The sequence below is a fragment of the Halogeometricum sp. CBA1124 genome (genome assembly GCF_009741955.1).
Taxonomy (GTDB): Archaea; Halobacteriota; Halobacteria; order Halobacteriales; family Haloferacaceae; genus Halogeometricum; species Halogeometricum rufum.
In genome coordinates this window covers 1-23640 of the sequence record NZ_WPCD01000006.1, presented here as the reverse complement: position 1 = coordinate 23640, position 23640 = coordinate 1, and the positions used below count along the sequence as shown (strand labels likewise).

The window sequence follows — 23640 nt, the reverse complement described above, 5'->3', positions numbered from 1 at the left end:
GATGACGAACTACGGTTTAGTAATCGATCAGGAGCGGTGTATCGGCTGCCAAGCGTGTGCAGTGTCGTGTAAGCAGGAGAACAACGTCCCGATGGGGCAGTTCTGGAACCGCGTCCTCACGGAGGGGGGCGACAAGATGGACACCCCGGCTGGCGGCTACCCCGAAGACGGGGGAAGCGGCTCGCTGGACATGCAGTACCAGCCGACCGCGTGTCAACACTGTGAGAACGCCCCCTGCGTGAAGGTCTGCCCCGTCAACGCGACGTACACCCGCGACGACGGCATCGTCGAGATCGACTACGACAAGTGTATCGGCTGTCGCTACTGCATGGCCGCCTGTCCGTACAACGCGCGGGTGTTCAACTGGGACGAACCCGAGCACATGCCCGAGGAGGGGACGGGAGACGTTCCCGCCCGGCCACAGGGTGTCGTCGAGAAATGTACGTTCTGTAGCCACCGCGTCGACGAGGGCCTCGACCCGGCCTGTGTCGTCAACTGTCCGGCCGACGCACGTATCTTCGGTGACCTCGACGACGAGGAGAGCACCGTCTCGAAGTACATCAACCAGTACGAGACGAGCCAGTTACTCGAAGACCGCGGGACGAACCCGAAGACGCACTACATCAGCGGCGAGATGAGTCCCGGCCGCCCGCAGACGTCCGACAAACTGGAGAGCGAACTCGACGACGTCTCGCCGTGGTCGGACGGGGCCGACGACGTGCCGTCTGATCCGTCGGAAGGCGGCAGTAGCGACTCGGGTGGTGGCCACCACTCGGTCGACAACGGGGCCGTTCCGCACGTCCCTGCCGCGAAACCGGGAGGTGACGACTGATGACGACGAACACTGACCGGTCACGCATCGCGATTCCGCAGTTCGGCACGAAGGGGAAACTGTGGCTCGGTCTGCTCGCCGCGGTTATGCTCGGCGGACTGGCAGCCTGGGGCTATCAGCTCACGACGGGTCTGGTCGTCACGGGAATGCGCAACGTGTTCTCGTGGGGGCTGTACATCATGATGTTCGTCCTGTTCGTCGGGCTGTCGGCGGGTGGGCTCATCATCTCGAGTGCGCCGAAGTTCTTCCACTCGCACCGCTACGAGGGGTTCGCTCGGCTCGGCGTGCTGGTCAGCCTCGCGTGTATCACCGTCGCGGGACTGCTCATCCTCCCCGACATCGGCCGTCCGGAACGGCTGTACCAGTTCTTCACCTCACCGGACTTCCGGTCACCGATGGTGTGGGACTTCGGTATCGTCCTCCTCTACGGCCTCTTGAACGTCTGGTATCTGTGGCTGCTGACCAGACGCGACCTCGCTGCTCGGGGGTCGCCGCTGGCCCTGGGTGTCGAAGACACCGAAGCCGGCCGTGAGCGCGACCGCACGCTCATGTTCTGGACGGCCGCAGTCGCGCTGCCGACCGCCGTCGCACTCCACTCGGTGACGGGGTGGATCTTCGCGACGCAGATCGGTCGCGGTGACTGGTTCAGCCCGCTCGTCGCTCCGGTGTTCATCGCCAAGGCGCTCGTCTCCGGGCTCGGGCTGTTGTTGGTCGTGTCGGTCCTCGCCGACCGGCTGACGAACTTCGAGGTCGACCGCGAGGAGCTCACGAGTCTCGGCAAGATACTCGGCATCTTCCTCGCGTTCCACGTGGTCTACCTGCTCGCAGCCGAGCGACTGCCACACGCCTGGGCCGACCACTTCGAGTTCTGGGCCATCACGAGCAGTTTCCTCATCGGTGAGTCGGCGTACTTCTGGCTGTGGACGGTCGTCGGCGGGGCAGTTCCCCTCGCGATGCTGGCGATTCCACGGCTTCGCAAGCGTGTGGCAGTCATCTTCACGGCGAGCGCTCTCGCCGTCTTCGGCACGATGTTCGAGGGCGTTCGACTGGTGTTCACGGGCTACGAAGTTGCCAACATCGACCTCCCGCCGGGCATCTCGCTCGGTGGCGCGTATTCGGGCATCACGACCGACGTCTGGGCGACTGCAGGAGCTTACACCCCGACGCTGGTCGAGGTGGCTGTCACCCTCGGCATCGTCGCCTTCGGCGCACTCATCGTCACCCTCGGTCTGAAATACGTCCCGATCCAGCGAGCTGACGCACAGGCATCGTACGTGACTGACGGCGGCAGCGAGGAAGGCCGATGACCGAACAGACGAACGCACCCCGCGAGCGGGACCGACCAGCCGCACTCGGCACCGAGAGCGACGAGATCCAGTCGGCGGTCGCGGCGACGTACGCCGTTCTCGCCGAGTGCTGGCGGGAGCCGACCGAGCAACTGGTCGAGGTCGTCCACGCTGGTGAACTGGCCCCCGTCGTCGGCGACGTCGGGCCGGTGGACCTTCGAGACCTCCGAACCGAATACACCCGGCTGTTCATCGGCCCGGCGGGACCACCGTGTCCGCCCTACGAGAGCGTCTACCGCGACGGTGAAGCCCCGGACGAACTCGGGCCGGTCAAGGGACCAGCCACGATGGCGGTCACGCGCTGGTACCGGGAGTTCGGGGTCCAACCCGCACCGGACCACCCGGACCTCCCGGACCACCTCGCGACGGAACTGGAGTTCACCGCCTACCTCGCAGAGCAGGGGTTCGACGACCGACTCGACCAGTTCCTCGACGAGCACCTCAGACAGTGGACCGACGAGTTCCTGACGCGGGTGGAACGAGAGACGCGTGAACCGTTCTACACGGCGCTCGCAGAAACGACCCGAGAGGTGGTCCATCAGTAGACGGCCTCCGGGTTGCTCGCCGGAACCCCCCGAGACAACCCAGGTGTATGTCCCATGACCACTCACGAACGATACGTGTACGAAGTCACGTACGATGTCGTCGACCCCCACCGTGAGGAGTACGAGACGTGGCTTCCGGAGACGACAGAACAGTGGATACTAACCCCGACCGTCGCCGGCTTCAGCAGCGAACAGAGCGTGACGGACGAGAGCCCAGAGATGCGTCTCCGGCTCGAATTCGAGACGCTCGCCGACTGGCTGGTGTTCGTCGAATCAGATCCGTTCACGCACCGCCTCGAACAGCTCCAAGATATGACAGATACACTGGCGACCCACCTCTGGAAACCGACCGCAATCTCACTGAACCCGACAGCCGACGGCGGCGTCTCGATGGCTGCACACACCTCGGGAGTCCACGATGACTGACGTCGCCCCTCGCGAGGTCTTACAGACCGTAGACGACCCGCAACTCGGCACGGACATCCTCTCGCAGGGGCTCGTGACCGACGTCACGGTCGAAGACGGCGTCGTGTCGGTTTCGGTGGCACTCGGCGCACCGCACGCACCAGTGGCGAACGAGATCAGCCGTCGTATCGAGGGGGCATTCGAGGAGCGAGGCGTCGAGGCAGTGGTCTCGACGGAGCCCGAAACGGCAGGGCACGAAGACGGCGGTCCGCTCTCCGGCGTGACGAACGTCATCGCCGTCGCGTCTGGCAAAGGTGGGGTGGGGAAGAGCACCGTTGCGGTGAACCTCGCTGCCAGCATGGCCCGTCGTGGCGCACGCGTCGGCATCCTCGACGCCGACGTGTACGGCCCGAACATCCCCCGGATGCTGGACGCCCGTGAGCGACCGGACGTGACCGAGGACAAGCACCTCGTCCCAGTCGAACGCCACGGGCTTTCGGTCATGAGCATGGAGTTCATCACCGAGGGGGAAGGGCCCGTCATCTGGCGCGGTCCGATGGTCGACAAAGTCATCACCCAACTGCTCGACGACGTCGCGTGGGGAACACTCGACTATCTCGTCGTCGACCTTCCCCCGGGAACGGGCGACACCCAACTGACGCTCCTCCAGCGTGTGCCCGTGACCGGTGCGGTGGTCGTCACGACGCCGCAAGCGGTCGCTGTGGACGACGCGGATAGGGGCATGCAGATGTTCAGCGAGTACGACACCCCCGTCCTCGGCGTCGTCGAGAACATGAGTGGGTTCGTCTGCCCAGACTGCGGGTCAGAACACGACATCTTCAACAGCGGTGGCGGACAGGCGTTGGCCGAGAGCTTCGACTTGCCGTTCCTCGGGAGCGTACCCCTCGACCCCGAGATACGGACGCGCGGAGACGACGGACGGCCGGTCGCGTTAGACGAGACGACAGAGACGGGCCGGGCGTTTCACGAACTCACGGCCGCCGTCATGGACAATACCAGCCTGGTGCACCGACGAGAACGGTCTGACGAGTGAGCCAGTCGCTCGTCGCACCGGCCGTTCGCACGGGTAGGTGACGTGCCTCCGATCGAATCGAAACCACCACCCGCCACGGTCATTTAAACCGCTTAATTATTCGGGGTTACACACAGCGTCGCTGGGCACCAACGTTTCGCCAGTGAGCACCAATGAACTCACCAGACGCTCATCTCCAAGAGATTCCCTCACTATCCACCCCGATTACCGTCTCGGGCGACCGACGTCTGTCGCTGTCCGGTGACGCGCTGTCGGCGCACCCGATCGAGACACAGACGGTCACGGTCAGGTGCGCGTCGGGGACGCGCCACACAGCGACGTGGGCGGGCGTTCCGGTACTCGAACTGCTCTCTGCCGCCGCCGCCCCAGGTGAGACGACCCACGTGGTCGTCGAAAGCGACGGCGGCTATCGTATCTGCGTCGATATGTACGCGGCGCTCGACGGCTTGCTCGCGTTCTTCCGGGACGGAACGCCGATTTCGGAGCACCAGCCGTACGAGACGCGGTTCATCGCGCCCAGTATCGACGGCGCTCGAACGGTGAAAGCCGTCACCCTGCTGGAAGCACGGTCCTTCTCTGCGGGCGCTGACCCGGAATCGGTCGAACGGATGTCTCGGGAGGAAGAATACTCCGCATGAGGAGCGAATCACCCGACGTGACTGGCGTGGTTCTCGCAGGCGGGGACAGCCGCCGATTCGACGCCGGAGACAAAGCACTCGCCACGCTCGACGGCGAGACGTTCATCGAACGAGTGCTCGGTGAACTCCGCGCCTCGACGGCACAGCCCCCGATTGTCGCGGTCCGAACCGAGACACAGCGGAAGCAACTTCGCAGGACAATCTCGCCGTCGTGGGACGGGCGCTTCGTGCTGGACGACGGCAGTCTCACGGGACCGCTCGCTGGACTACTGTCGGCGTGCGAGACGGCGTCGACACCGTGGATATTCGCGGTCGGGTGCGACATGCCGCTCCTCGATTCGAGAGCAATCGATAAAGTATGCGTCCGAGTTCCACGAGACGCCGAGCGAGCGCCCGAAGCAGTCGTTCCAGTCTCACAGCACGGACGACGCGAACCACTGCACGCGGTATACCGGCGCTCTGCAATCGTCAACTGCCGAAGGCACCTGTCGAACGGGGATAGCTTCAACGCGCTCCTCACCGCGCTTGACGACGTCGATTACGCCGTTCTCAACGAACTACCGCAACTGGTCCGGCTATCGGTGACGAACGTGAACACGCTCTCGGAACTCGAACGCGTCGCAACGAGCGTCGAGGGGAAACGAAGTGACTGATTCGCACTCCAAGGGTACTCGTCGGGCCTTCCTCACGACGACGGCTGGGCTCGCGACGATGGGTGGTTGCCTCGGGCGTTCCGGCTCGGCGTCGACCGTCTCGGTCCTCGCGGCCGGGAGCCTTCAGAACGCGCTCACGTCCGACTTCCGGTCGCAGACCGACGCTCACGTCGAAGTCGAAGCCCACGGGTCTGCACGTGCCGCCCGCATGGTTGCCGAGGGCCAGCGCGACCCGGACATCGTCGCGCTCGTCCTCCTGACGATTGCCGTTGGGACAGTCCTGTTGATTTACACCGTTGGAACGAATCCGTGGCAGTGATTCTACCGCGTGACACCCAGTGAACCCGCTCGAAGTCACTCGGGGTGCATCTCCGCTGTCCCCACGACTCGTAGCGGACAGACACCGCCGAAATGGTTATTCTCTCGGTGCTACAACAACATTCATGGCAGATACAGTCGAAAAACCGGAAGAGCTCCCGTCGATTGCGGGGAAACTGGCTGAACAGCATCCCGAGGTCTGGGAAGAGTACGCCGACCTCGGGAAGGCCTGCTCTGAGGCCGGGCCGCTCGACGATGACGCGAAGCGGCTCGTTAAACTCGGACTGGCTGTCGGGGCGCAGTCGGAGGGTGCCGTCCACTCGCACGTCCGTCGCGCACTCGACGAAGGAATCGCTCCCGAGGAGTTGCGCCACGTCGCGATTCTGTCGATTCCCACGATCGGATTCCCGAAAGCGATGGCCGCGTTGACGTGGATTGATGACTTAACGGAGTAATATCTCGACACCGATTCATACCCTGAGAGCTCGACGGAGACGACTCCTGTCTTCGACACTGGTTATCTATTTTCCATTGGCTCCGGCTCGTAACTTGCGGACCGACGATATAGTATTGCGACATGTAGTTTATCTCTCGGCGTAGGAACCGTCGTCCCCCGCGCACCTCGGTCACCGTGGCGACTCGCGTTCGAACGCCCTCTCAACGCTCGCCGAACGCGTGACGGCGGTCGCCCCCGGGCGAACGGAAGCGGAGAAACGGGATTCAGGGCGGCGCGAACGATGGGGTGCCTTGCGGGACGGGACACTCGGTGTTCGGGTGCCACACGACCCAATCGGAGTGAGTTACTACACTGTTGTTACTCTTTCGCAGGGGAGTCACGTTCTCCGACGGGTTGCTACTGCTGGGCGGGAATGGACGCCGACAGCAGGTGGTCGAACACTTTCCGTTCCGCCTTTCGGAGGTGCTGGTGGAACGTCGGCGGTGCGACGTTCAGCGACGCCGCGACTTCCTCGCCGGTGCTCTCTCGCGGCCACTCGAAGAACCCGGAGTGGAACGCGGCCTCCAGCGCCTGATGTTGACGCTCGGTGAGTTCGGCGGTCATCACACGCTGCACCCGAGTCGGTGGATGTTTCAGCCGCGTAATCTGTCGCTGCTTGAGTAGCCGAGCCGTCGGATACACTTCCCGGACGCGGTCGATTATCCGACGGACGTCCCCCGTCGGGGGCGCGTGGATGGTCATGCTGAAGCCGCCGTCCTCGATGACCGCCCGTTCGACGGACCCCCCGACGGACGCCACGGCCGACAGGACGGGGGGGTCGGACAGACGCGCCTCGAACCCGCCATCGTGGAACGTCACCGTCTCCCAGTGCGGGCGGTGCTCCACCACGCTGCGGACGACGTCCGCGCCGTCCCCCGTCGTCGTCCCGAACAGGAGGTACGACCCGCTCTCGACGGGAATCGCGTGGTCGAAGGTGACGCGCCCGTCCGTCGCGTCGACGACGTTCAGCGTCGTGAACAGGTCCGGAACCTCGAAGGCGAGTTCGACCACGTCGTCGCTCATCAGCGCTCGCTTCCGTTCGGCCGCGGCGATGGCGTGACCGACGACTTCGCCGAGTTGCCGCATCACCGACCGCTCTTCGCCCTCGAACGCGCCCGGTCGCTCGCTGTAGACGTTCAGTACGCCGTAGGTCGCGTCCTCGTGGACGACGGGGATGGCCGCCGACGAGCGGAAGTCGTACCGTTCGACGTGGTCGCGCCACGGGTCGTGGCGGGCGTCGGCCGCGACGTTCTGCGTGGTCTGCACTTCCCCCGTCCGTATCGCCCGTCCCGTCGGTCCCTCGCTTCGCTCGTCGTCGGGGTCGACCGAAATCGTCACCCCGTCCAGGTAGCCCTCGCGCCCGCCTCGGCCCGGAGGTTAACCGTCTTCGTGGCCGCGTCGACGTCGCCGACCCACGCGAACGAGTAGGAGTCCGACTCGGCGAGGCGCGTGCAGACCGTCTCCTCTATCTCCCCGCGCGTCGACTGTCCGATGACCGCGTCGGTCGTCTCGCGGACCACTTCGTGGAGGCTGTTGAGTGCCACGAGTCGCTCTCTGCGGCGTTCGAGTTCGCGCTCCCGGTCGTGACGCGCGATGGCGGACGCGAGGATGTTGGCGACGCTCTGGACGAAGTTGACGTCGTGCGTGGAGAACTCCGTCGACGACCGATTGTGCGTGCCGAGGATTCCCCACGGGTCGTCGCGGGGGCCGATGACCGTGCTGACGCCGCTCCGACGCCGTGGTCGTGAGCAACGACGGTCCGCCGAACCGCCGTTCGGTCGCGAGGTCGGTCACGACGACGGGGCCGTCGGCTCGGAGCGTGTGGGCCGCCTGCGAGTCGTCTCCGTCCGCCGAGACGCGCGCCGTCCCGACCAGTCCGTCGTCCCATCCCACGCCGCTCCGAAGCAGCAGTTCGTCGCCCGACTCGTCGAGGTCGAGCACTTTACACAGGTCGCTGTCTAGGGTCTCGGCCACCAGTTCCGCCGCCTCGGCCAGCAACGCGTCGATGTTGCGGTCCTCGAGTGCGCGCCGACCCAGGTTCGTAACGACCGACTGCTGGTGGACCCGTCGCTGGAGTTCGTCCTCGCGTTCGAGGCGGTCGGACACGTCGCGGACTACCCCGCACCGGCCGTACCCGTCCTCGAGCGAGTACGCCGCGAGTCGCGTCTCGCACGGTACCCGCCTGCCCGCCTTCGTCTCCACGTCGAGGTCGATTCGCGCCGATTCGCGTTCGCCGGCGACTATCGCCCCGACCTTCGACTCGGCCTCCGGCGTTATCTCGTCGTCGTGAACCATCGTCGCGTGCGCTCCCAGCAGTTCCTCGCGGTCGTACCCGGTCAACTCGCAGAACCCGTGGTTGACCGCGACGAACCGGGCGTCCTCGTCCACCGCGTAGATGCCGTCTTCGACCGTCTCCACTATCGTCTCGTACTGCGCGCGGTGTTCCCGGAGTTCCCGCTCCCGTCGCTTCCGCTCGGTCACGTCGTGGTACACGGCCGCGTGGCCGCCGGCGTACGTCCCCGCCGTCACGCGCTCGCTTCTGCGTTCGAGCCACCGTTCGGTTCGCTCTCCGCTCGGAGTCACGCGGCACTCGACCCGGTCGCTGCTCTCGGCACCGCCCGCCGCCAGAACCCGGTCGACGAACGCCTCGGCGTCGTCGAGGGTCGGTGCAACCTCGTCCACGACGAAATCGCGTTTCTCCCGCCCGACGACTCCCGTTCGGTCGACGCCGAAGTACCGCTCGACGGCGGCGTTGGCCCACGCGACGGTGGACTCCGAATCGAAGACGACCACGGCGGCGCCGACGTCGACGCCGTCGAGAACGCTGCCCGCCACGGTCCCGGCGTTCGCCGCCGCGTCGTCGCCGACGTGCGTCGCCGCCGACTGCGTGGGTCGCCACCAGACCCGGGCGTTCGCCCCCACCTTCTTGGTCGCCAGCCGGTCGCGTTCGGCCAGTCGGTCCAGTCGGTCGTACGCGCTTCGGCGCCCGACCTCCAGTCGGTCGGCCACCTCCGTCGTCGTCACCGGGTCTCCCGTCTCCTCGAACAGCGCGAGCGTCTCTCGGAGCGCGCCGGTCAGCGAACTGTCGGTCACGAGGCGGGGTACGATGGCGACTCACTTCATGCCTCCGACGACGGAGCCTTTCCGTTCGTAACCCGCGCGATACGACCGCTCACCGTGATATATGACCGACAGAATCGACACCCCGCGGAGAACGCTCCCGCTACCCGACCGTCGAAACCTAATATGTTATAGACAGTTCTTAAGCGGGCGTGATGATTCTGCAGTGATACACGTCGGAGCGACTCCGACTACATTCCCATCATGGCCTCGTCCCCGAACGAACTAACGGCTCTCGCAGCGGTTACGAGCGAACTCTCGGCGAACGAACGGCACCGACTGTTGTCGGCCGAACGACGGCGACTGACGCTCGACGTCGTCACGAACCGCTCCACGTCCGTCAGTCTCGACGCCGTCGCACGCGTGGTTGCGGACCGCGAAACCGACGCCGACGTCCCGGACGACGAAACCGTCGAACGGGTGGCGATTTCACTCCACCACGTCCACCTCCCGAAGTTGCACGACGCCGGCGTCGTCGAGTACGACACCGAAACGAACCAGATAGCCTGACTCGGTCGCGAGACCCGCGACCGGAGTCGGGAGTCCCCGCTGACCACCCTCTTCTCGAACGAAATACCCGGTTTCGACGGACCGAGCGAACGGCCCCACGAGTCGACGTTCTCAGTCGAACGTCATCCCGTAGCCCCACTCCTCGAGGTGTTCCTCGGCTTCGTCGAGGTGGTCGAGGCCCACCATCACCAGCGCCTCCCGGAGGTCCGTCAGCGAGACGTCGCCGTCGAAGCGGTCCTCCAACTCGCGGAGGGCGTCTCGCTCCGCGGTCTTCGTCTCGGACTGGAGAAACAGGGGGACGCGACTTCGGCCGTCTTGAACCCCATCGCGGCGGAACTTGTACGGAATCTGTATCGACTGCCTTCGTTCGTCGGCCGTCGTCTCCGTCTGGTCTGCCGTCCCGGCATCGTCCGTCGTCTCTGTCGACGCCGAACCGCCGTCCGTCTCGTCGTCCGCGTCGTCGGTGACCGGGTCGTCGTCGGCGAACGGGTCCTCGCCGGCGCCTTTCTTCATCCCGGTCATACGGTCATCACCTCGTGGTCCACGTCGCCCGGTTCCGGCGGGTCGGGTGCTTCGAGGCCGACTTCAGACTCGAGGTGTCGCGCGAGGCGGTCGAACTGCGCGAGCGTCTCGACCTCGTAGTCGCGGCGACGCTCCCGGTGTTCGCGGACGTACTCGAACGCCGAACACTGCTGCATCCAGCAGCCTTCCATCATCGACGCTCGTTCGCCGACGATTTCGGGGATGGGGTAGTCGATTTCGTCGAGGATGGAGCGCTGGTCGCGCGTGTTCTTGAAGCCCATCGGAATCGCGGCGAGGACGCCGACTTCGACCGCCAACTGCTCTTCGAGGCCGACGACGAGCGACTCCAACCCCTCGACGGCGGCGCGCCCCTTCGCGCTCGGTTCGACCGGGATGACGAGCGACCGCGTCGCGTTGATGGCGTTGTAGAGGTGCGGTCCTTCGGTCGCGGGCGGGTCGCAGATGAGCACGTCGTACGTGTCGGGGACGCCCGCCTCGCGGAGGACGCGCAGCAGTTGCGCGTGCATCCCGAACGCCTCGCCCATCGCCTCCGACTGCTCCTTCTCTCGCTGGAGGTACTCCGCGAGGTCCGACAGCATGTTGTGTTCCGGGACGATGTCGACGCCTTCGACCGTCCGCACCAGGTCGTCGAACTCCCCCTTCGGTCGCCGAATCATGTGCCGGACGACGTTGTCGACCGACTCAGTTCGTCGACCGTCGACGCCGAACAGACGCGAGAGGTCGCCGTCCTGTGGGTCGAGCGGTACGACGAGCGGTTTCAGGCCCGCGCGAGCGTGCGCCACGGCGAGGTTCGCCGCGGTCGTCGTCTTCCCCACGCCCCCGGCCTCGCTGTACGTCGAATATGCCAGCATCGTCGTGTACATTACGACAACTCGTCTTTAATGTTCGTCAGACAAACTCGTGAACACTCTTGATGAATGTATGTAGTGGATGAATGCGGTGAACACAACTAGTGAACATCACCGGGGCCGCTCTCCTACCCGATTCGGCGAGGCGCGCCGGTGATTCCGCGAGAACGCCGTCGAACGCCGTTCAGAGTCGAGACCGGGGAACGCCGAGACCACCGCACACGGATTCACGTGAGACACGTCGGTACCGGAGTCCAGCGATGAACGAATGCGGTGAACATCATCGCTGAACACGTCCGACGAACGAACTGTCCCGGTGAACCGCTACAGGTGGAATACGTCGTGAACGACGTTCGAGAATCTCACCACCGAACCACTGTCGCGAACACGTCCGCTGAATCATGTGAATGAATACACTTGATGAATACAAACGGTGAACACAAACAATGAACACAAACAATGAACACAAGTAACGAATGCAACTGATGGGCGAAACACGTGGACGCGGAGCACGAACACACGGCGCGAGCATCTCGTCGAGGAGTCCCGCCGGTGCCGTCGTCGACGATTTCGCCGTCGTCACCGCCGCGAACGACACGGCGACGAGAGAAGAGTCAGCGAGGGCCGCGAGTGGCAATCGAACGCTCGTTACGGCTCGATTCGACGGGAGTCCGGGTCGTACTCGACGACGCCGGCGTCGTGTAACTTCGGGAGGTGGACGTGGTGGAGCGAACTCGCTACGCGCGTCAGGACGGCGTCGTCCGCGGCGTCCGGGGCGTCGAGTTCGTCGTCTCGCGTCGCGATTTCCGCCGCGAGTGAATCGAGTGCGAGGGGACCGCTCCGGTCGTCGAACACGTCGAGCAACTCCCGGCGTCGTTCGGCCGAGAGCAGTCGGTACCAGTCACTCTCTGTCACGTGGTCGGGCCGTTCGTACTCCGTCGCGAGTTTCGGTACTGTGTGGCTCATGGGAGGCGCTTCGTCGCTACTGTCGTCCAGTCTCTGGGGCCTCCTAAGAAACGTCCCTAACGAGTTAGGTACCTGTCGTCGTCGAGGACGAAATATTTCGTCGCCATGGAGTAAACGTCGTGTCACGACGGCCCCTGTCGGTTGGGGGCGCCGGTCACCTCGTCTCTCGGTCCGATTCTGTTTCCATCGACGGGATTTTAATATACCGAGGCAGCGCACCCTCAGGAAATGGAATCCCGACCGCTGACGGACCCGCTCAGACAGACCCTCGACGCGTTCGAGGCGGTCGGTGAACCGGTGACGACGCCCGAAGTGGCCGAGCGTCTCGACATCGGCCGCCGAACCGCGTACGCTCGGCTCGAACGACTCGTCGAGGACGGACGGGTCGAGACGAAGAAGGTGGGAGCGACGCCCGGGTCTGGTGGCGACCGGTGGGTGGCGCTCCGACGGCGACGCTCGGCCCGTCGACCGCGGTCGATTCGCTCGTCGGCGAGGTGCTCGACGACGTCGAAGTCGGGATCTTCGTCCTCGACGAGTCCTTCGACGTCGTCTGGGCCAACGGCGCGACCGAACGCTACTTCGGTCTCGACCGGACGGGCGGTTCTGGGGGCGAACAAGCGTCGACTCGTCACCGACCGCATCGCTGCGACCGTCGAGGACTCGGCGTCGTTCGCGGACACCGTGCTGGCGACGTACGACGACAACAGTTCTCCTCAGGAGTTCGAGTGTCACGTGACGGCCGCCGGCGAACGCGAGGAGCGGTGGCTCGAACACCGCAGCAAACCCATCGAATCGGGCACGTACGCGGGCGGTCGGGTCGAACTCTACTACGACGTTACCGAACGGAAGCGGTCGGAACGCTCCCGCCGAGAGGACAGCGAGGTGTTCGAGTCGTTCGTCGAAAGCGTCGACGAGTACGCCATCTTCACGCTCGACACCGAGGGTCGCGTCCAGACGTGGAACCGGGGGGCCGAGCGAATCAAGGGCTACGCGCAGGAGGACATCGTGGGCGAGCACGTCTCGACGTTCTACACGGCGGAAGACTGCGCCGCCGGCGTCCCGAAGGAGAACCTCGCGGCGGCGGCAGAGCGAGGTTCGGTCGAGTTCGAGGGCTGGCGCGTGGACGCGGACGGCGACCGATTCTGGGCGAGCGTGACGATTTGGGCGATACACGACGAGAACGGGGAACTGGAGGGCTACGCGAAGGTGACCCGGGACCTGACGGAGCGACGCGACCGCGAACGCCAACTACGCCGCGAACGTGACCTCACGGACCGGTTGCTGGAGACGGCACCCGTCAGGCTCGCCATCTTCCGACCCGACGGGACGGTGGAGCGAACGAACGCCGTCGCCGGCAGGGAACTGGGCCTCGACGACGCCGAGCTAGAGACGCTGCGAGTCGAGGACCTCGACCTCTACGACCCCGACGGCGAGCCGATTCCGACGGCCGAACACCCGGTTTCTCGCGTCGTCGAGACCGGAGAGCCGGTCTCCGACTGGTTGGTCCAACACGACGCTCCGACGGCACCCAGCGGTGGGTGTCGCTGACCGCGACGCCCCTGTTCGACGACGGGACCCTCGAACGCGTCGTCGTCGCCGGAAAGGACGTGACGGAACTGAAGCGGAAGGAACGGCGACTCGAACGCCAGCGGGACGAGTTGGACGCCGAACTCGACGAGGTGTTCGCGCGCATCGACGACGCCTTCTTCGCCCTCGACGAGGAGTTGCGGTTCGTCTACCTCAACGAGCAGGCGGTGACGCTCATGGACCTGTCGGGGGCCGGTCCGGTGGGCGAGCACGTCGGGAACGTCGTCCCCACCGATACCGAGGTGGTGGCGGCGTTCGAGGAGGCGTTCGAGACGCAGGAGTCCGTCTCGGTCGAAGAGCACCACGCCTCGTTGGGCCGGTGGTTCGAGACGCACGTCTACCCGTCGGAGACGGGTCTGTCGGTCTACTTCCGGGACGTCTCCCGGCGGAAAGCCCACGAACGCGAACTCGAACGGTACGAGACCATCGTCGAAACGGTCCCCGACGGCGTCTACGCCCTCGACGACGAGGGTCGGTACGCTCTGGTCAACGACGCGTTCTGCGAGTTGACGGGGTACGACAGCGAGGACCTGCTCGGCCGCCGGCCGACGCTCGTCGAGGGCCGAGAAGTCCACGAACGGGCGAACGAACTCGGACGGGAGATACTTGCCGGTGACCGGGACGACGGGACGCTCCAGTACAGTCTCCAGACCGCCGAGGGCGGTGAAGTCGCCGTCGAGGGGAACTTCACCACCTCCCGATACGGAGACGACGCGGCCGGTCGGGCCGGCGTCGTCCGCGACGTGACGGCACGGGTCGAACGCGAACGCGAACTCGAACGCCGGCGTGAGCGACTCCGAGCGCTCAACAGTCTCAACGAGGTGGTGCGGGGCATCGCCGAGGCCGTCATCGAGCAGTCGACGCGCGAGGAGATAGAGGAGACGGTCTGCGACCGACTCGCCGCGGCGGAGCCGTATCTGTTCGCGTGGGTCGGCGACGTCGACCCGGCCTCGCAGACGGTGTCGCTGCGGTCCGAAGCGGGCGTCGAGGGCTATCTGGACGGCGTGACGATTTCGGTCGACCCGGACGACGAACGCAGCGAGGGGCCGACCGGGCGGGCCATACGGACGGGCGAGGTGCAGACCACGCGGGACACCGTGGCGGACGTCCGCCACGACCCGTGGCGCGACCACATCGAGCAGTACGACTTCCGCTCGTCCGCCGCGATACCGATAACTCACGAGGACACGCCCTACGGCGTGCTGAACGTCTACAGCGACCGCCCGGGCGCGTTCGAGGGCGAGGAGTACGAGATGGTCGGACAACTCGGCGAAATCGTCGGTCACGCCATCGCGGCCGTGGAACGCAAGCACGCACTGATGAGCGACGACGTGGTCGAACTCGTCTTCCAGATCGAGAACGTCTTCGAGTCGCTCGGCGTGGACGACGCCACGGACGCCCCGATTCGCCTCGAACACATCGTCCGGGTCGGCGACGACAAGTTCGTCTTCTTCGGACGGACGACTCCCGAGGGCGTCGGCACCGTGGAGGCGATGGTCGAGTCGGTGCCGTTCTACGAGTCCGTCACCGTCCACGACGGCGGCGACGAACGGCGGTTCGAACTCCGAGTGTCGGAGCCACCGGTACTCGCCGCCATCAGTACGCTGGGCGGCGGCGTCGCCGAGGCGGTCATCGAGGGCGGCGACTATCGGCTCAGCGTTCACCTCCCGCCGAGCGCCGACGTTCGCCGGGTGACCGAGACGATGATGGACGCCTACCCGACGACGAAACTGCTGAAGCGCCGACAACTGACCAAACACAGTCGCGCCGAGGACCGGCAGGTGAGCACGCTCACGTCCGACCTGACGGACAGGCAGCGCACCGCGCTGGAAACCGCCTACTACGCGGGATTCTTCGAGTGGCCGCGGGCGGTGACGGGCGAAGACGTCGCCGAGTCTCTGGGCGTGAGTCCGCCGACGTTCCACCAGCACCTCCGCAAGGCCGAGCGGAAGATGTTCGACGCGGTGTTCGATTCGGGGATGCGCGAGTCGACGTGAGTGGCGACTGAACGGATGTGAGCCGCTCTCGCCGGGGCCGAGGCCGCGGATTCGTCCCGATTCCCGAAGTAAATCTCATGTCGCTATACGCTCGCTCTTTGACGAGGCCGTCGCTCCCGCCGTCCGCGGCGTCGGCGCGGCCCAACTTCTGCGCCTCGCGGAGGTCGGACACCGTGTCGGTGTTCGCGTCGCGAACGCGACTCGTCAGCTGTCGTCGTCTCGACGTCGCCGGCGGGGATTCGCGACGCCGTCGACTTCGACGCGGAGACGTACGTCGTGGTGGCCGCGCACGACTTCGTGGACGACCGCCTCACCGTCGAGCAACTGTTCGAGACGGACGTGCCGTACGTCGGACTGACGGGGCCACGCGACCGGTTCGAGGAGATGCTGCGACTTCGACTCGGAGGGGCGGACGTTCTCCGTCGCCGACCCCGACCGCCTCTACACGCCGGTCGGACTGGACCTCGGCGGCGGGTCGACGCAGCAGGTCGCCCTGCGCGTCGTCTCGGGGTGCCGGCTGTCGAGAACGAGCGAACGCCACAGCACCTCCGGAGTCGCGCGGGCACGATTCGCGACCGAGTCGAAGTCCGGAGCGACGGCGGCCGCTAGCGAGCGACTGTCGGGTTCGGTCGGGAGCCCACCGAACGGGGGGCGCGGACGCCGAGCCGGCGACTCACGGTCCGGCCCTGCGCCGCGGCGGACGGACCCGACGCCTCGCACTCGCCGTGCGGCCGTTCGCGCGCCTACCGCTCGCCGAGTTCGTCGACGGTCGAGTTCTCCCACTCGCGCCGCCGTTTGAGAGCCTCGTAGCCCTGTTCGGAGAGCGCGTAGTAGTTCGTCCGGCGGTCTATCTCGCCTTTCTCGACGTACCCCTCCTCGACGACGGCGTCGAGGTTCGGGTAGAGTCGACCGTGGTTGATGTCGCCGATATCTTTCTGGAGTTCCTCTTTGACGTCCTGTCCGGAGGGTCTGTCCAGACCAGCGATGACGGTCAGGATGTCCCGTTGAAATCCCGTTAGCTCGAACAGTTGGCCTGTCATACAGGTTCGTGGACGGTAACAGTCAAAAATCATATGCCCATAACTCCTGAAATACGGGAGTTAGAGACTGTCTACTCGACTGACTACAGCGACGGATACTGAAATGGCCGCGACCCGGACGGACACCGACGGCCGCGAACGTCCGAATCGTTCTCGCACGAAAATATATCTGCACTGAGGTGACTGTTCGAGCGGACGTCCCGGTCTTCACCGACGGAACCACACCTGCGAACGCGCCGGCGACCGGGCCTTCGGGCGAGTCAGCGACACGGGCGGCGTCGACGGGGAGCGACTCCACACTCCCGGCTTCGAGACGTTACAGCGCGGACGAACCGCGGGCGCGCCGGTCACGGCGGCTTCCTGCGGCCGTCGCGTCGGAGAACGAGGGTGGAACCGAGGGGTCGACTCAGTCAGACGAGGAGCCGAACACCGTCGGCATCCGCGTGTCGGCGTGTTGGGAGAAGTAGTACGCGGCGACGACCAGTCCGACGACGCCGACGGGAAGGAGCGCCAGCGCACCGACGCCGTAACCGCTCGCGAGGAACAGTCCCGTCGCGACGGTCCCGCAGAGCACCGCGTACGGAATCTGCGTGTTCACGTGGTCGACGTGGTCCGCGCCGGCGAACATCGACGAGAGGACCGTCGTGTCGCTGATGGGTGAACAGTGGTCACCGAACAGCGAGCCGGTGAGGATGGCGCCGATGGCGCCCGGCAACGGCGCGCCAAGTTGGTAGGCCAGCGGAACCGCGACGGGGAACATGATGCCCATCGTCCCCCACGAGGTGCCGATGGAGAAGGAGATGACGGCCGCCGAGATGAACACCACGGCCGGCAGTAGCGCCGGCGTGATGACGCCCTCGGCGATGCTGACGACGTACGGGCCGACGCCGAGCGACTCGCTGACGCCGCCGATGGTCCACGCGAGCGAGAGGATGGCGACGGGGAACATCACCATCTTGAACCCCTCGAAGATGGAGTCGCTGACCGCTTCGAGTTCGACGCGGGCGTGTCCGACGAGGATGGCCAACAGGAGCGCGCAGGCCGAGAAGACGCCCCAGAGGATGGCGTCGGCGGTGGCCGCCCCCTTCAGCGCTTCGACGGGGGCCTTCGAGGGCCACCCGCCGGAGTAGAGCAATCCGAACCCGGTGACGGCGACGAGGACGACGATGGGTGCCGCGAAGTACCACCAGCGAGCGTCCACGTGGTCGGGGGTAACGATGTCCTCTTCACGCGTCTCGATGAGGGGGTCGGCGTCGTCGGCGAGCACCTTCCCCTCCTCCTTCGCGCGTCGTTCGGCCCGCTTCATCGGGCCGAAGTTCCACCCCATGAAGACGAGGATGAAGACGAGGGCGACGGCGAGGATGCTGTAGAAGCGGAACGGGATGCTCTGGAGGAACACCACGAACGCGCTCTGGTCGATGCCGAGTTGCGTGAACTGGTCGCGGATGAGGCCCACCTCGAATCCGACCCACGTCGAGACGACGGCGATGCTCACGACGGGGGAGGTGGTGGAGTCGAGGAGGTAGGCGAGTTTCTCTCGACTGATGTCGAACTGGTCGGTGATGGGCCGCATCACAGACCCCGTGATCATCGTACTCGCGTAGGAGTCGACGAAGATGAGCATCCCGAGGACGCTCGTTCCCAACTCCGCCTGTCTACGAGTCTGGACGCGGGAGATGATGCGCTGTGCGAGCGCGTTCATCCCGCCCGAGAGGAATATCATCCCGAGCATCGCACCCGAGAGGAACGTGAACAACAGCAGTTTGCTGTTGAACGACGCGGTGACGCTATTGATGACCAACTGGAGGGAGTGAGCCACGCCGCCGATCGGATTCCATCCCACCAGGATGGTCGCACCTATCCAGATTCCGGTGAACAACGAGAGCAATACCTGCCTGCTCACCAGCGTCAGCACGATGGCGAAGAGTGCCGGGAGCAGACTGATTATGCCATACGTTTCAGCGGGCATGACAAACCGTGGGAAACACTCCTCCGTGTTAAGGGTTTTAGCTTCGAGGCGGAATAATTGGATTATTGTAACTTACATTTATAAATTCTTGTGTATCGTTTTCATCCCACACTGTCGCCAGCGTCGCTGTCCTCGCGTCCGCGTCGGGTCCGACGGGCCCTACGGGGCCGGCGTGGTCACTCTGAGAACGGCGCAGACTCCCGTTCGGACTCGGCGTCCACGGGAGTGTCGGACGAGACGACGCCCCTCACTGGGATATCGGCTGGACGGTTTCGGAGAAGTCGTAGCAGTCGTGGTCGGCGTGCAGACGGCGGCGAATCGCGTCGGCGTCACCGACCGGAACCGGTTCGAAGAACCGTCGGGTCTGCTGTAACTTCTCCCGGCAGGTCGGCGAGTGGGGGTCGCGTTCGGTTTCGACGCTGTGTGTCGTGTCTATCGTCGTGTCCGGACCGAAGCAGTGTTCGAAGGCGCACTTCGCCCGCGGCGCGTGAAAGTCGTCCGTCACGAGGTGGACGCGACTCGGGTCGAGTCCGACGTCGTCCAACAACACCCGGGAGAAGTACGCGTTGCCGATAGTGTCGTAGGCGAACGGGTCCAGTACGATTCGGTCCGGGTCGACTCCGCGTCGGACCGCGTACTCGCCCATCACGCCGCACTCCGTTCGGTCCACCTCGGGGTTCGATTGTCCGCCGGTGCAGAGGAGGTACGACTCGTCCTCGGCGTCGAGCGCTCTCATCCCGCCGACGACTCGCGCCCGGAGTCGCGTGTGTATCTGCGGGGATTCGAGGCGGTGTCCGAGCACGACGACGACCATACGACGTTCTACATTCCCTGATATATAATATTTCTGTATATTCACGCTTCGGTAACGCTCGCTCGAAGCGGAGTCCGTCGCCACCGCCGGTGCCACGGCGGTAGCGCGGCCGCCGACGCACTCGTCGCCGCGTCAGTCGTTCGGTTCGAAGACCCGACGGGCGAAGCGGCGGACGGCGTCCGTGAAGAACGCGGGGTTGTCGACGTTCGAGGCGTGGCCGGCGGCGGGGACGACTCGCACGTCCACGTCGGCGTTCGTCAGTCGGGCGGCGAGTCGTTCGTGCATCTCGACGAGCACGTCGGGGTTGTGTTCGCCGTACAGGACGAGGGTCGGCGCGGTGATTCCGGTCACGTCGAAGTCGCTGTCCGGGAACGCCGCCACCGAGTCGGCAATCTTGACGAACTCCGCGTGGGGAATCCGCGGACCCGTCTCCATCACCCGCTGGATTTCGGTGCCGTCGCCGGCGACGCCCGGGGCGAGGCGGTTCCCGACCCAGGTCTGGAGTCGATTGAGGGTCGTGTAGCGAACGACGCCGTCCAGTCGTCCCAGCAGACGGAGGTTCGCGAAGACGAGACGGGCACCGAAAGACAGTTCGTCCGCGGAGAACGTGTCGGCCAACACCAGGCCGGTGACGTTCTCCGGATGTCTCGCCGCGTACACCTGTGCGATACAGCCCCCCATCGAGAGGCCACAGAGGAGCGGTCGCTCCACGTCGAGCGCCGTGAGCAGGGCGTCGAGGTCGGACGCGTACAGTTCGACGTCGTACGATTTACGGTCCGATCCGCCGGTCCGGCCGTGCCCGCGGACGTCGTACGCGATGGTCGTGTACTCCGAGAGCGCGTCCATCTGCGCGTCCCACTGGGCCGTGTTCGTGGCCATCCCGTGGACGAAGACGACGGGCGGGCCGTCGCCGCGCCGTACGTAGTAGGTGTCTACGTCGTTCGTTCGGACCCGTCCCGTCTCGGTTCGTGTACCGTTCGCCGGCGTCGACCGCTCGACTTCCATCCGTCTACCTACGCGGTCCGAGAACGAGAATCAGCCGCTTCTGTGAGTGGCTGTCGTCCACCGACGACGCGACGAGCGCACGCGGCCGGTCGGTATTCGGCGGTGGCTGAAACGGGCCTTTGTCTCGACGGGAGGTACTTTATCTCGCGGTGTCACGAAACGGCATGGTCGACTTCGACTCCGACACGCTGTTCAACGGCGCCGCGGCCATCGTCGCGACCATCGCCGTCGTCGTCTTCGTCGTCGACGTGGAGTTCGGCTACTCGCCCGTCTCGAAGTTCGCTCTGGTCGTCCTGTTCCTCGCCGGTGTCTTCGCGCTCACGCAACGGACGAGCGACCACCAGTCGATCCTGCTCGGTTACGGCGTGGTCGTCGTCTCGGCCGTCGCGCTCTTCGTCGAGACGGTGAACACGTTCGACGTCGGGAACGCACTCACCGTCGCCGGTCTGCTGGCCGTGGCGGCCGTACTCTTCTGGGTGCGGACGCGGGTAGACGAGAACGACCGCTTCACCACGGGCCGTCGGGCCACACTCGCGCTGGTCGTGGTCGCCGCTCTCGTCGCCGGCGTCCTCGTCGTGGACGTCGCCTCCGGCGGCCCCGCGTACGAACTCCGATCGCAAAGCGAGGTCACGGTGCCGGACTCCGACCGCAATCAGTTGCGCGTCGCCTCCGTGGTCGTGACGAATCCGACGCCGCTTCCCGAACGCGTCGACGCGCCGAACTACGCCGTGTGTCCGGCGGGAGACTGGAGCGCGCACCGGCGGTCGACGGACTCGAGTGAACGCCAACGTCCCGTCCACGCGCATCTGAACGTCCGAGACGGATACAACGAGCACGTGCTGAGTTTCTCCGAGAAGACGTACCCGGTGGGGCTGTACCTCGACGGCGCCAACCTCACCGGGGAGACGTTCCCGATCCAGCGAACCGACGCCTGCCCGGAGTCGGAGACCGATGCACCGTTCCTCGCCGTCTACGAGGCTCCCGACGACCGGCCGTCCGCTCGCCCGGTGTGACGGCTCCGTGCGACGATGCCGACCCGGGCGGCGGTCGATGAACACGCTGAACACACGTACTGAACATTTATGGTGAACACGAATGGGTAGACAAACGACGTTGGGCCCGCGGACGCCGTCGGTGGCCGTTGCGCGTCTGACGACCGAACCGACAGATTCGTTCGCCGGATACGTCGATAGATACCGAGAGATAGAGGTCGAACGGCGATTTCGAGAACACAGCGACACTACTGAGCGTACTCTTTCCGATACTAATAGCATCTAATGTATTACTGTGTTCATACCTCCCGATTCTATCTGCAGATTTGTCTATTCGTATACGAACGACTTCAGGCTCCGCTACGACGACACGAACGCGACGGCGTCGCGATGGGGTCCGGGAGGGCTACGACTCGGTGACCCCGTCTGCGGACGGCGGAACGACGCCGAGTCGTCCCTCCACGAACGCGGCGACGTCGGCGGCGAACGCCTCGACTTCGTCCCAGTCGGTGAACTCGACGTCCTCGGAGCCGTCCACCTCCGGCATCGTCTTCTTCACGATCTGACGCATCAGGAGGCGCTTGAAGAACCCGTACTCGGAGTAGCGCAACGCGCCGCCGAACAGGCCGATTCGGTCCGGATGCCACCCCGTGGCGTCGACGAACTCCTCGACGTACGTCGCCGCCTGTGCCGCCGCCTCCTCGTCGTCGCGGGAGGAGGTCAGCGACACCTGGAAGAACGCGGTCGGTCGCGCCGCCAGCGTGTCGCGAGCGGACTCGACGAAGGTCCGGACCGCCTCCTGGTGCTTGCCGGCGTGGATGGACGCCCCGACGAGGACGGCGTGTACGCCGACACGTCGAGGTCGGCGGGTCGGTCCCCGGCGTTCACCGTGGTCGCGTCGTGGCCGCGGTCGCGAAGCACGCCGGCGATTCGCGACGCCACTTTCTCCGTCTGTCCTTCACCGGTTCCGTAGACGACGAGGAAGGATATCATGTTCCGAGCGTCCTTCGTTCGGACGGCTAAAGAAGCTATACTCGCCGTGCCGAGACTGTAACGCGTGACGACGTGTGCGTTCCTCCTCGCGTCGGTGTGTTTAACTCGCCCTGCGAACAACCCGAACCCATGCCGAGCAGTGACGACGGCGTCGGTCGTCCCCGAACGGACGCCCGGCGTCTCGACCGGAGAGGTGGTCTCGTATGAGGGCAGTCGCCGTGACGCGCGAGGGGTCCGGCCCCGAACTCATCGAGGTACCGGACCCGACCCCCGAAGCGGGGGAGGCCCTCTTGCGAACGCTCAGAGTCGGCATCGACGGCACCGACCACGAGGTAATCGCGGGCAATCACGGCGGGTATCCCGAGGGCGACGACCACCAGATTCTGGGTCACGAGGCCGTCGCCGTGGTCGAAGACGCGAACGGGACGGGTCTGGAGGAGGGGTCGCTCGTCGTCCCGACCGTTCGGCGACCCAGCGGTGCCGACGGCGGCCACTTCGAACGCGGCGAACCCGACATGGCGCCCGACGGCGCGTACGTCGAACGCGGTATCGTCGGCGCGCACGGCTACATGTCGGAGTTGTTCACCAGCCCCCCCGAGTTTCTGGTTCCCGTCCCGGACTCGTTCGCCGAGTACGGCTTCCTCGTGGAGCCGATATCGAACTCCGAGAAGGCGTTCGAACACGCGTTCGCCGCCCGGTCGGCGTTCGACTGGCGACCCGAGAGCGCACTCGTCCTCGGCAACGGACCGCTCGGGCTGCTCACCCTCGCGATGCTGGAGACGGAGCGCTCGCCGTTCGACCGGACCTACTGTCTGGGGCGGCGGGACAGACCCGACCCGACCGTCGACATCGTCGACCGTCTCGGCAGCACCTACGTGGACTCCCGACAGACGCCCGTCGACGAGATACCCGAGGCGCACGAGGCGGTCGACTTCGTCTACGAGGCGACGGGGTACGCGAAGCACGCCT

Annotated in this window: 24 protein-coding genes and 1 pseudogene; 15 read left to right on the top strand and 10 right to left on the bottom strand. The window is 65.6% G+C overall.

The genetic code is table 11. The features are described 5' to 3' along the window. Position 1: 1 nt before the first annotated feature. From dsrO to GJ632_RS01675, 9 genes are all read left to right on the top strand, one after another. Positions 2-832, top strand: coding sequence for a sulfate reduction electron transfer complex DsrMKJOP subunit DsrO (dsrO, locus tag GJ632_RS01715; protein WP_191451885.1), 831 nt, complete (start codon positions 2-4; stop codon positions 830-832). Then, entirely contained in the window at positions 832-2139 is a 1308-nt protein-coding gene (gene nrfD, locus GJ632_RS01710) for an NrfD/PsrC family molybdoenzyme membrane anchor subunit (protein ID WP_191451884.1), read from the top strand. Before dsrO ends, nrfD begins: the two co-directional genes overlap by 1 nt. Next, positions 2136-2723, top strand: coding sequence for a molecular chaperone (locus GJ632_RS01705; protein ID WP_191451883.1), 588 nt, complete (start codon positions 2136-2138; stop codon positions 2721-2723). The genes nrfD and GJ632_RS01705 overlap by 4 nt, the downstream gene beginning before the upstream one ends. Before the next feature lie 75 nt (positions 2724-2798). Further along, positions 2799-3149: a hypothetical protein gene (locus GJ632_RS01700; protein WP_191451882.1), complete on the top strand. Its 351-nt coding sequence runs from the start codon at positions 2799-2801 to the stop codon at positions 3147-3149. Continuing rightward, positions 3142-4182, top strand: a complete 1041-nt coding sequence (locus GJ632_RS01695; RefSeq protein WP_191451881.1) for an Mrp/NBP35 family ATP-binding protein — start codon at positions 3142-3144, stop codon at positions 4180-4182. Before GJ632_RS01700 ends, GJ632_RS01695 begins: the two co-directional genes overlap by 8 nt. A gap of 152 nt (positions 4183-4334) precedes the next feature. Beyond that, complete coding sequence (locus GJ632_RS01690) at positions 4335-4820, top strand: molybdopterin-dependent oxidoreductase (protein WP_191451880.1); 486 nt, start codon at positions 4335-4337, stop codon at positions 4818-4820. Positions 4821-4846: 26 nt separating this feature from the next. Next, positions 4847-5473 carry a molybdenum cofactor guanylyltransferase gene (locus tag GJ632_RS01685; protein ID WP_343160957.1) on the top strand — a complete coding sequence of 209 codons (627 nt, stop codon included), beginning with the start codon at positions 4847-4849 and terminating at the stop codon, positions 5471-5473. Between the two features lie 58 nt (positions 5474-5531). Next, positions 5532-5792 (top strand): hypothetical protein, encoded by a 261-nt coding sequence (locus GJ632_RS01680; protein ID WP_394351772.1) that lies wholly within the window; start codon positions 5532-5534, stop codon positions 5790-5792. Positions 5793-5916: 124 nt separating this feature from the next. Further along, entirely contained in the window at positions 5917-6246 is a 330-nt protein-coding gene (locus GJ632_RS01675; RefSeq protein ID WP_191451878.1) for a carboxymuconolactone decarboxylase family protein, read from the top strand. A gap of 398 nt (positions 6247-6644) precedes the next feature. Here GJ632_RS01675 and GJ632_RS22795 read toward each other — a convergent pair whose 3' ends face one another. Beyond that, on the bottom strand, positions 6645-7625 hold the full coding sequence (locus GJ632_RS22795; RefSeq protein ID WP_343160956.1) for a bacterio-opsin activator domain-containing protein: 981 nt from the start codon (positions 7623-7625) through the stop codon (positions 6645-6647). 39 nt (positions 7626-7664) lie between these two features. Then, the gene (locus GJ632_RS22790; protein WP_343160955.1) at positions 7665-9380 is read right to left on the bottom strand and encodes a PAS domain S-box protein; all 1716 of its coding nucleotides are present in this window, start codon (positions 9378-9380) and stop codon (positions 7665-7667) included. 231 nt (positions 9381-9611) lie between these two features. Here GJ632_RS22790 and GJ632_RS01665 point away from each other — a divergent pair, with 231 nt between their 5' ends. Then, on the top strand, positions 9612-9917 hold the full coding sequence (locus GJ632_RS01665; protein WP_191451877.1) for a hypothetical protein: 306 nt from the start codon (positions 9612-9614) through the stop codon (positions 9915-9917). Between the two features lie 111 nt (positions 9918-10028). Here the strand turns inward: GJ632_RS01665 and GJ632_RS01660 are convergent, their stop codons facing one another. From GJ632_RS01660 to GJ632_RS01650, 3 genes are all read right to left on the bottom strand, one after another. Next, on the bottom strand, positions 10029-10430 hold the full coding sequence (locus GJ632_RS01660) for a hypothetical protein (RefSeq protein ID WP_231751241.1): 402 nt from the start codon (positions 10428-10430) through the stop codon (positions 10029-10031). Between the two features lie 5 nt (positions 10431-10435). Continuing rightward, positions 10436-11311 carry a ParA family protein gene (locus GJ632_RS01655; protein WP_089809935.1) on the bottom strand — a complete coding sequence of 292 codons (876 nt, stop codon included), beginning with the start codon at positions 11309-11311 and terminating at the stop codon, positions 10436-10438. 645 nt (positions 11312-11956) lie between these two features. Next, entirely contained in the window at positions 11957-12274 is a 318-nt protein-coding gene (locus GJ632_RS01650) for a hypothetical protein (protein ID WP_191451875.1), read from the bottom strand. 228 nt (positions 12275-12502) lie between these two features. Between GJ632_RS01650 and GJ632_RS22785 the strand changes: the two genes are divergently transcribed. The 3 genes from GJ632_RS22785 (at position 12503) to GJ632_RS01635 (ending at position 16467) form a co-directional block, all read left to right on the top strand. Further along, entirely contained in the window at positions 12503-13822 is a 1320-nt protein-coding gene (locus GJ632_RS22785; protein WP_191451874.1) for a PAS domain S-box protein, read from the top strand. Next, positions 13813-15858 (top strand): bacterio-opsin activator domain-containing protein, encoded by a 2046-nt coding sequence (locus GJ632_RS01640; RefSeq protein ID WP_191451873.1) that lies wholly within the window; start codon positions 13813-13815, stop codon positions 15856-15858. Before GJ632_RS22785 ends, GJ632_RS01640 begins: the two co-directional genes overlap by 10 nt. 276 nt (positions 15859-16134) lie before the next feature. Further along, a complete protein-coding gene (locus GJ632_RS01635; RefSeq protein WP_191451872.1) occupies positions 16135-16467 on the top strand; it encodes a hypothetical protein in 333 nt (110 codons plus the stop codon). Between the two features lie 134 nt (positions 16468-16601). On the opposite strand, the gene GJ632_RS01630 is transcribed toward GJ632_RS01635, so the two are convergent. From GJ632_RS01630 to GJ632_RS01615, 4 genes are all read right to left on the bottom strand, one after another. Then, positions 16602-16886, bottom strand: a complete 285-nt coding sequence (locus tag GJ632_RS01630) for a PadR family transcriptional regulator (RefSeq protein ID WP_089809937.1) — start codon at positions 16884-16886, stop codon at positions 16602-16604. Positions 16887-17304: 418 nt separating this feature from the next. Further along, on the bottom strand, positions 17305-18867 hold the full coding sequence (locus GJ632_RS01625) for a Na+/H+ antiporter NhaC family protein (protein ID WP_191451871.1): 1563 nt from the start codon (positions 18865-18867) through the stop codon (positions 17305-17307). A gap of 247 nt (positions 18868-19114) precedes the next feature. After that, positions 19115-19681 carry a YdcF family protein gene (locus GJ632_RS01620; protein WP_089809750.1) on the bottom strand — a complete coding sequence of 189 codons (567 nt, stop codon included), beginning with the start codon at positions 19679-19681 and terminating at the stop codon, positions 19115-19117. A gap of 132 nt (positions 19682-19813) precedes the next feature. Continuing rightward, positions 19814-20686, bottom strand: a complete 873-nt coding sequence (locus GJ632_RS01615) for an alpha/beta fold hydrolase (RefSeq protein WP_191451870.1) — start codon at positions 20684-20686, stop codon at positions 19814-19816. Between the two features lie 164 nt (positions 20687-20850). Here GJ632_RS01615 and GJ632_RS01610 point away from each other — a divergent pair, with 164 nt between their 5' ends. Further along, on the top strand, positions 20851-21699 hold the full coding sequence (locus tag GJ632_RS01610; protein ID WP_191451869.1) for a hypothetical protein: 849 nt from the start codon (positions 20851-20853) through the stop codon (positions 21697-21699). A 385-nt stretch (positions 21700-22084) separates the two neighbouring features. Here the strand turns inward: GJ632_RS01610 and GJ632_RS01605 are convergent. Beyond that, positions 22085-22671: pseudogene (locus GJ632_RS01605) on the bottom strand (flavodoxin domain-containing protein). 203 nt (positions 22672-22874) lie between these two features. On the opposite strand from GJ632_RS01605, the gene GJ632_RS01600 reads away from it, so the two are divergent. Next, positions 22875-23640 (top strand): alcohol dehydrogenase catalytic domain-containing protein (locus GJ632_RS01600; protein WP_191451868.1); only part of this gene is annotated, 766 nt, incomplete at its 3' end.

Bases quoted from the DNA above. Each gene is read 5' to 3' on its own strand.
- dsrO (WP_191451885.1), top strand. From the start codon at position 2: ATGACGAACTACGGTTTAGTAATCGATCAGGAGCGGTGTATCGGCTGC.
- GJ632_RS01705 (WP_191451883.1), top strand. From the start codon at position 2,136: ATGACCGAACAGACGAACGCACCCCGCGAGCGGGACCGACCAGCCGCA.
- GJ632_RS01680 (WP_394351772.1), top strand. From the start codon at position 5,532: ATGGGTGGTTGCCTCGGGCGTTCCGGCTCGGCGTCGACCGTCTCGGTC.
- GJ632_RS01655 (WP_089809935.1), bottom strand. From the start codon at position 11,311: ATGCTGGCATATTCGACGTACAGCGAGGCCGGGGGCGTGGGGAAGACG.
- GJ632_RS01690 (WP_191451880.1), top strand. From the start codon at position 4,335: ATGAACTCACCAGACGCTCATCTCCAAGAGATTCCCTCACTATCCACC.
- GJ632_RS01665 (WP_191451877.1), top strand. From the start codon at position 9,612: ATGGCCTCGTCCCCGAACGAACTAACGGCTCTCGCAGCGGTTACGAGC.
- GJ632_RS01695 (WP_191451881.1), top strand. From the start codon at position 3,142: ATGACTGACGTCGCCCCTCGCGAGGTCTTACAGACCGTAGACGACCCG.
- GJ632_RS01625 (WP_191451871.1), bottom strand. From the start codon at position 18,867: ATGCCCGCTGAAACGTATGGCATAATCAGTCTGCTCCCGGCACTCTTC.
- GJ632_RS22785 (WP_191451874.1), top strand. From the start codon at position 12,503: ATGGAATCCCGACCGCTGACGGACCCGCTCAGACAGACCCTCGACGCG.
- nrfD (WP_191451884.1), top strand. From the start codon at position 832: ATGACGACGAACACTGACCGGTCACGCATCGCGATTCCGCAGTTCGGC.
- GJ632_RS01660 (WP_231751241.1), bottom strand. From the start codon at position 10,430: ATGAAGAAAGGCGCCGGCGAGGACCCGTTCGCCGACGACGACCCGGTC.
- GJ632_RS01615 (WP_191451870.1), bottom strand. From the start codon at position 20,686: ATGGAAGTCGAGCGGTCGACGCCGGCGAACGGTACACGAACCGAGACG.
- GJ632_RS01620 (WP_089809750.1), bottom strand. From the start codon at position 19,681: ATGGTCGTCGTCGTGCTCGGACACCGCCTCGAATCCCCGCAGATACAC.
- GJ632_RS01610 (WP_191451869.1), top strand. From the start codon at position 20,851: ATGGTCGACTTCGACTCCGACACGCTGTTCAACGGCGCCGCGGCCATC.
- GJ632_RS01675 (WP_191451878.1), top strand. From the start codon at position 5,917: ATGGCAGATACAGTCGAAAAACCGGAAGAGCTCCCGTCGATTGCGGGG.
- GJ632_RS01650 (WP_191451875.1), bottom strand. From the start codon at position 12,274: ATGAGCCACACAGTACCGAAACTCGCGACGGAGTACGAACGGCCCGAC.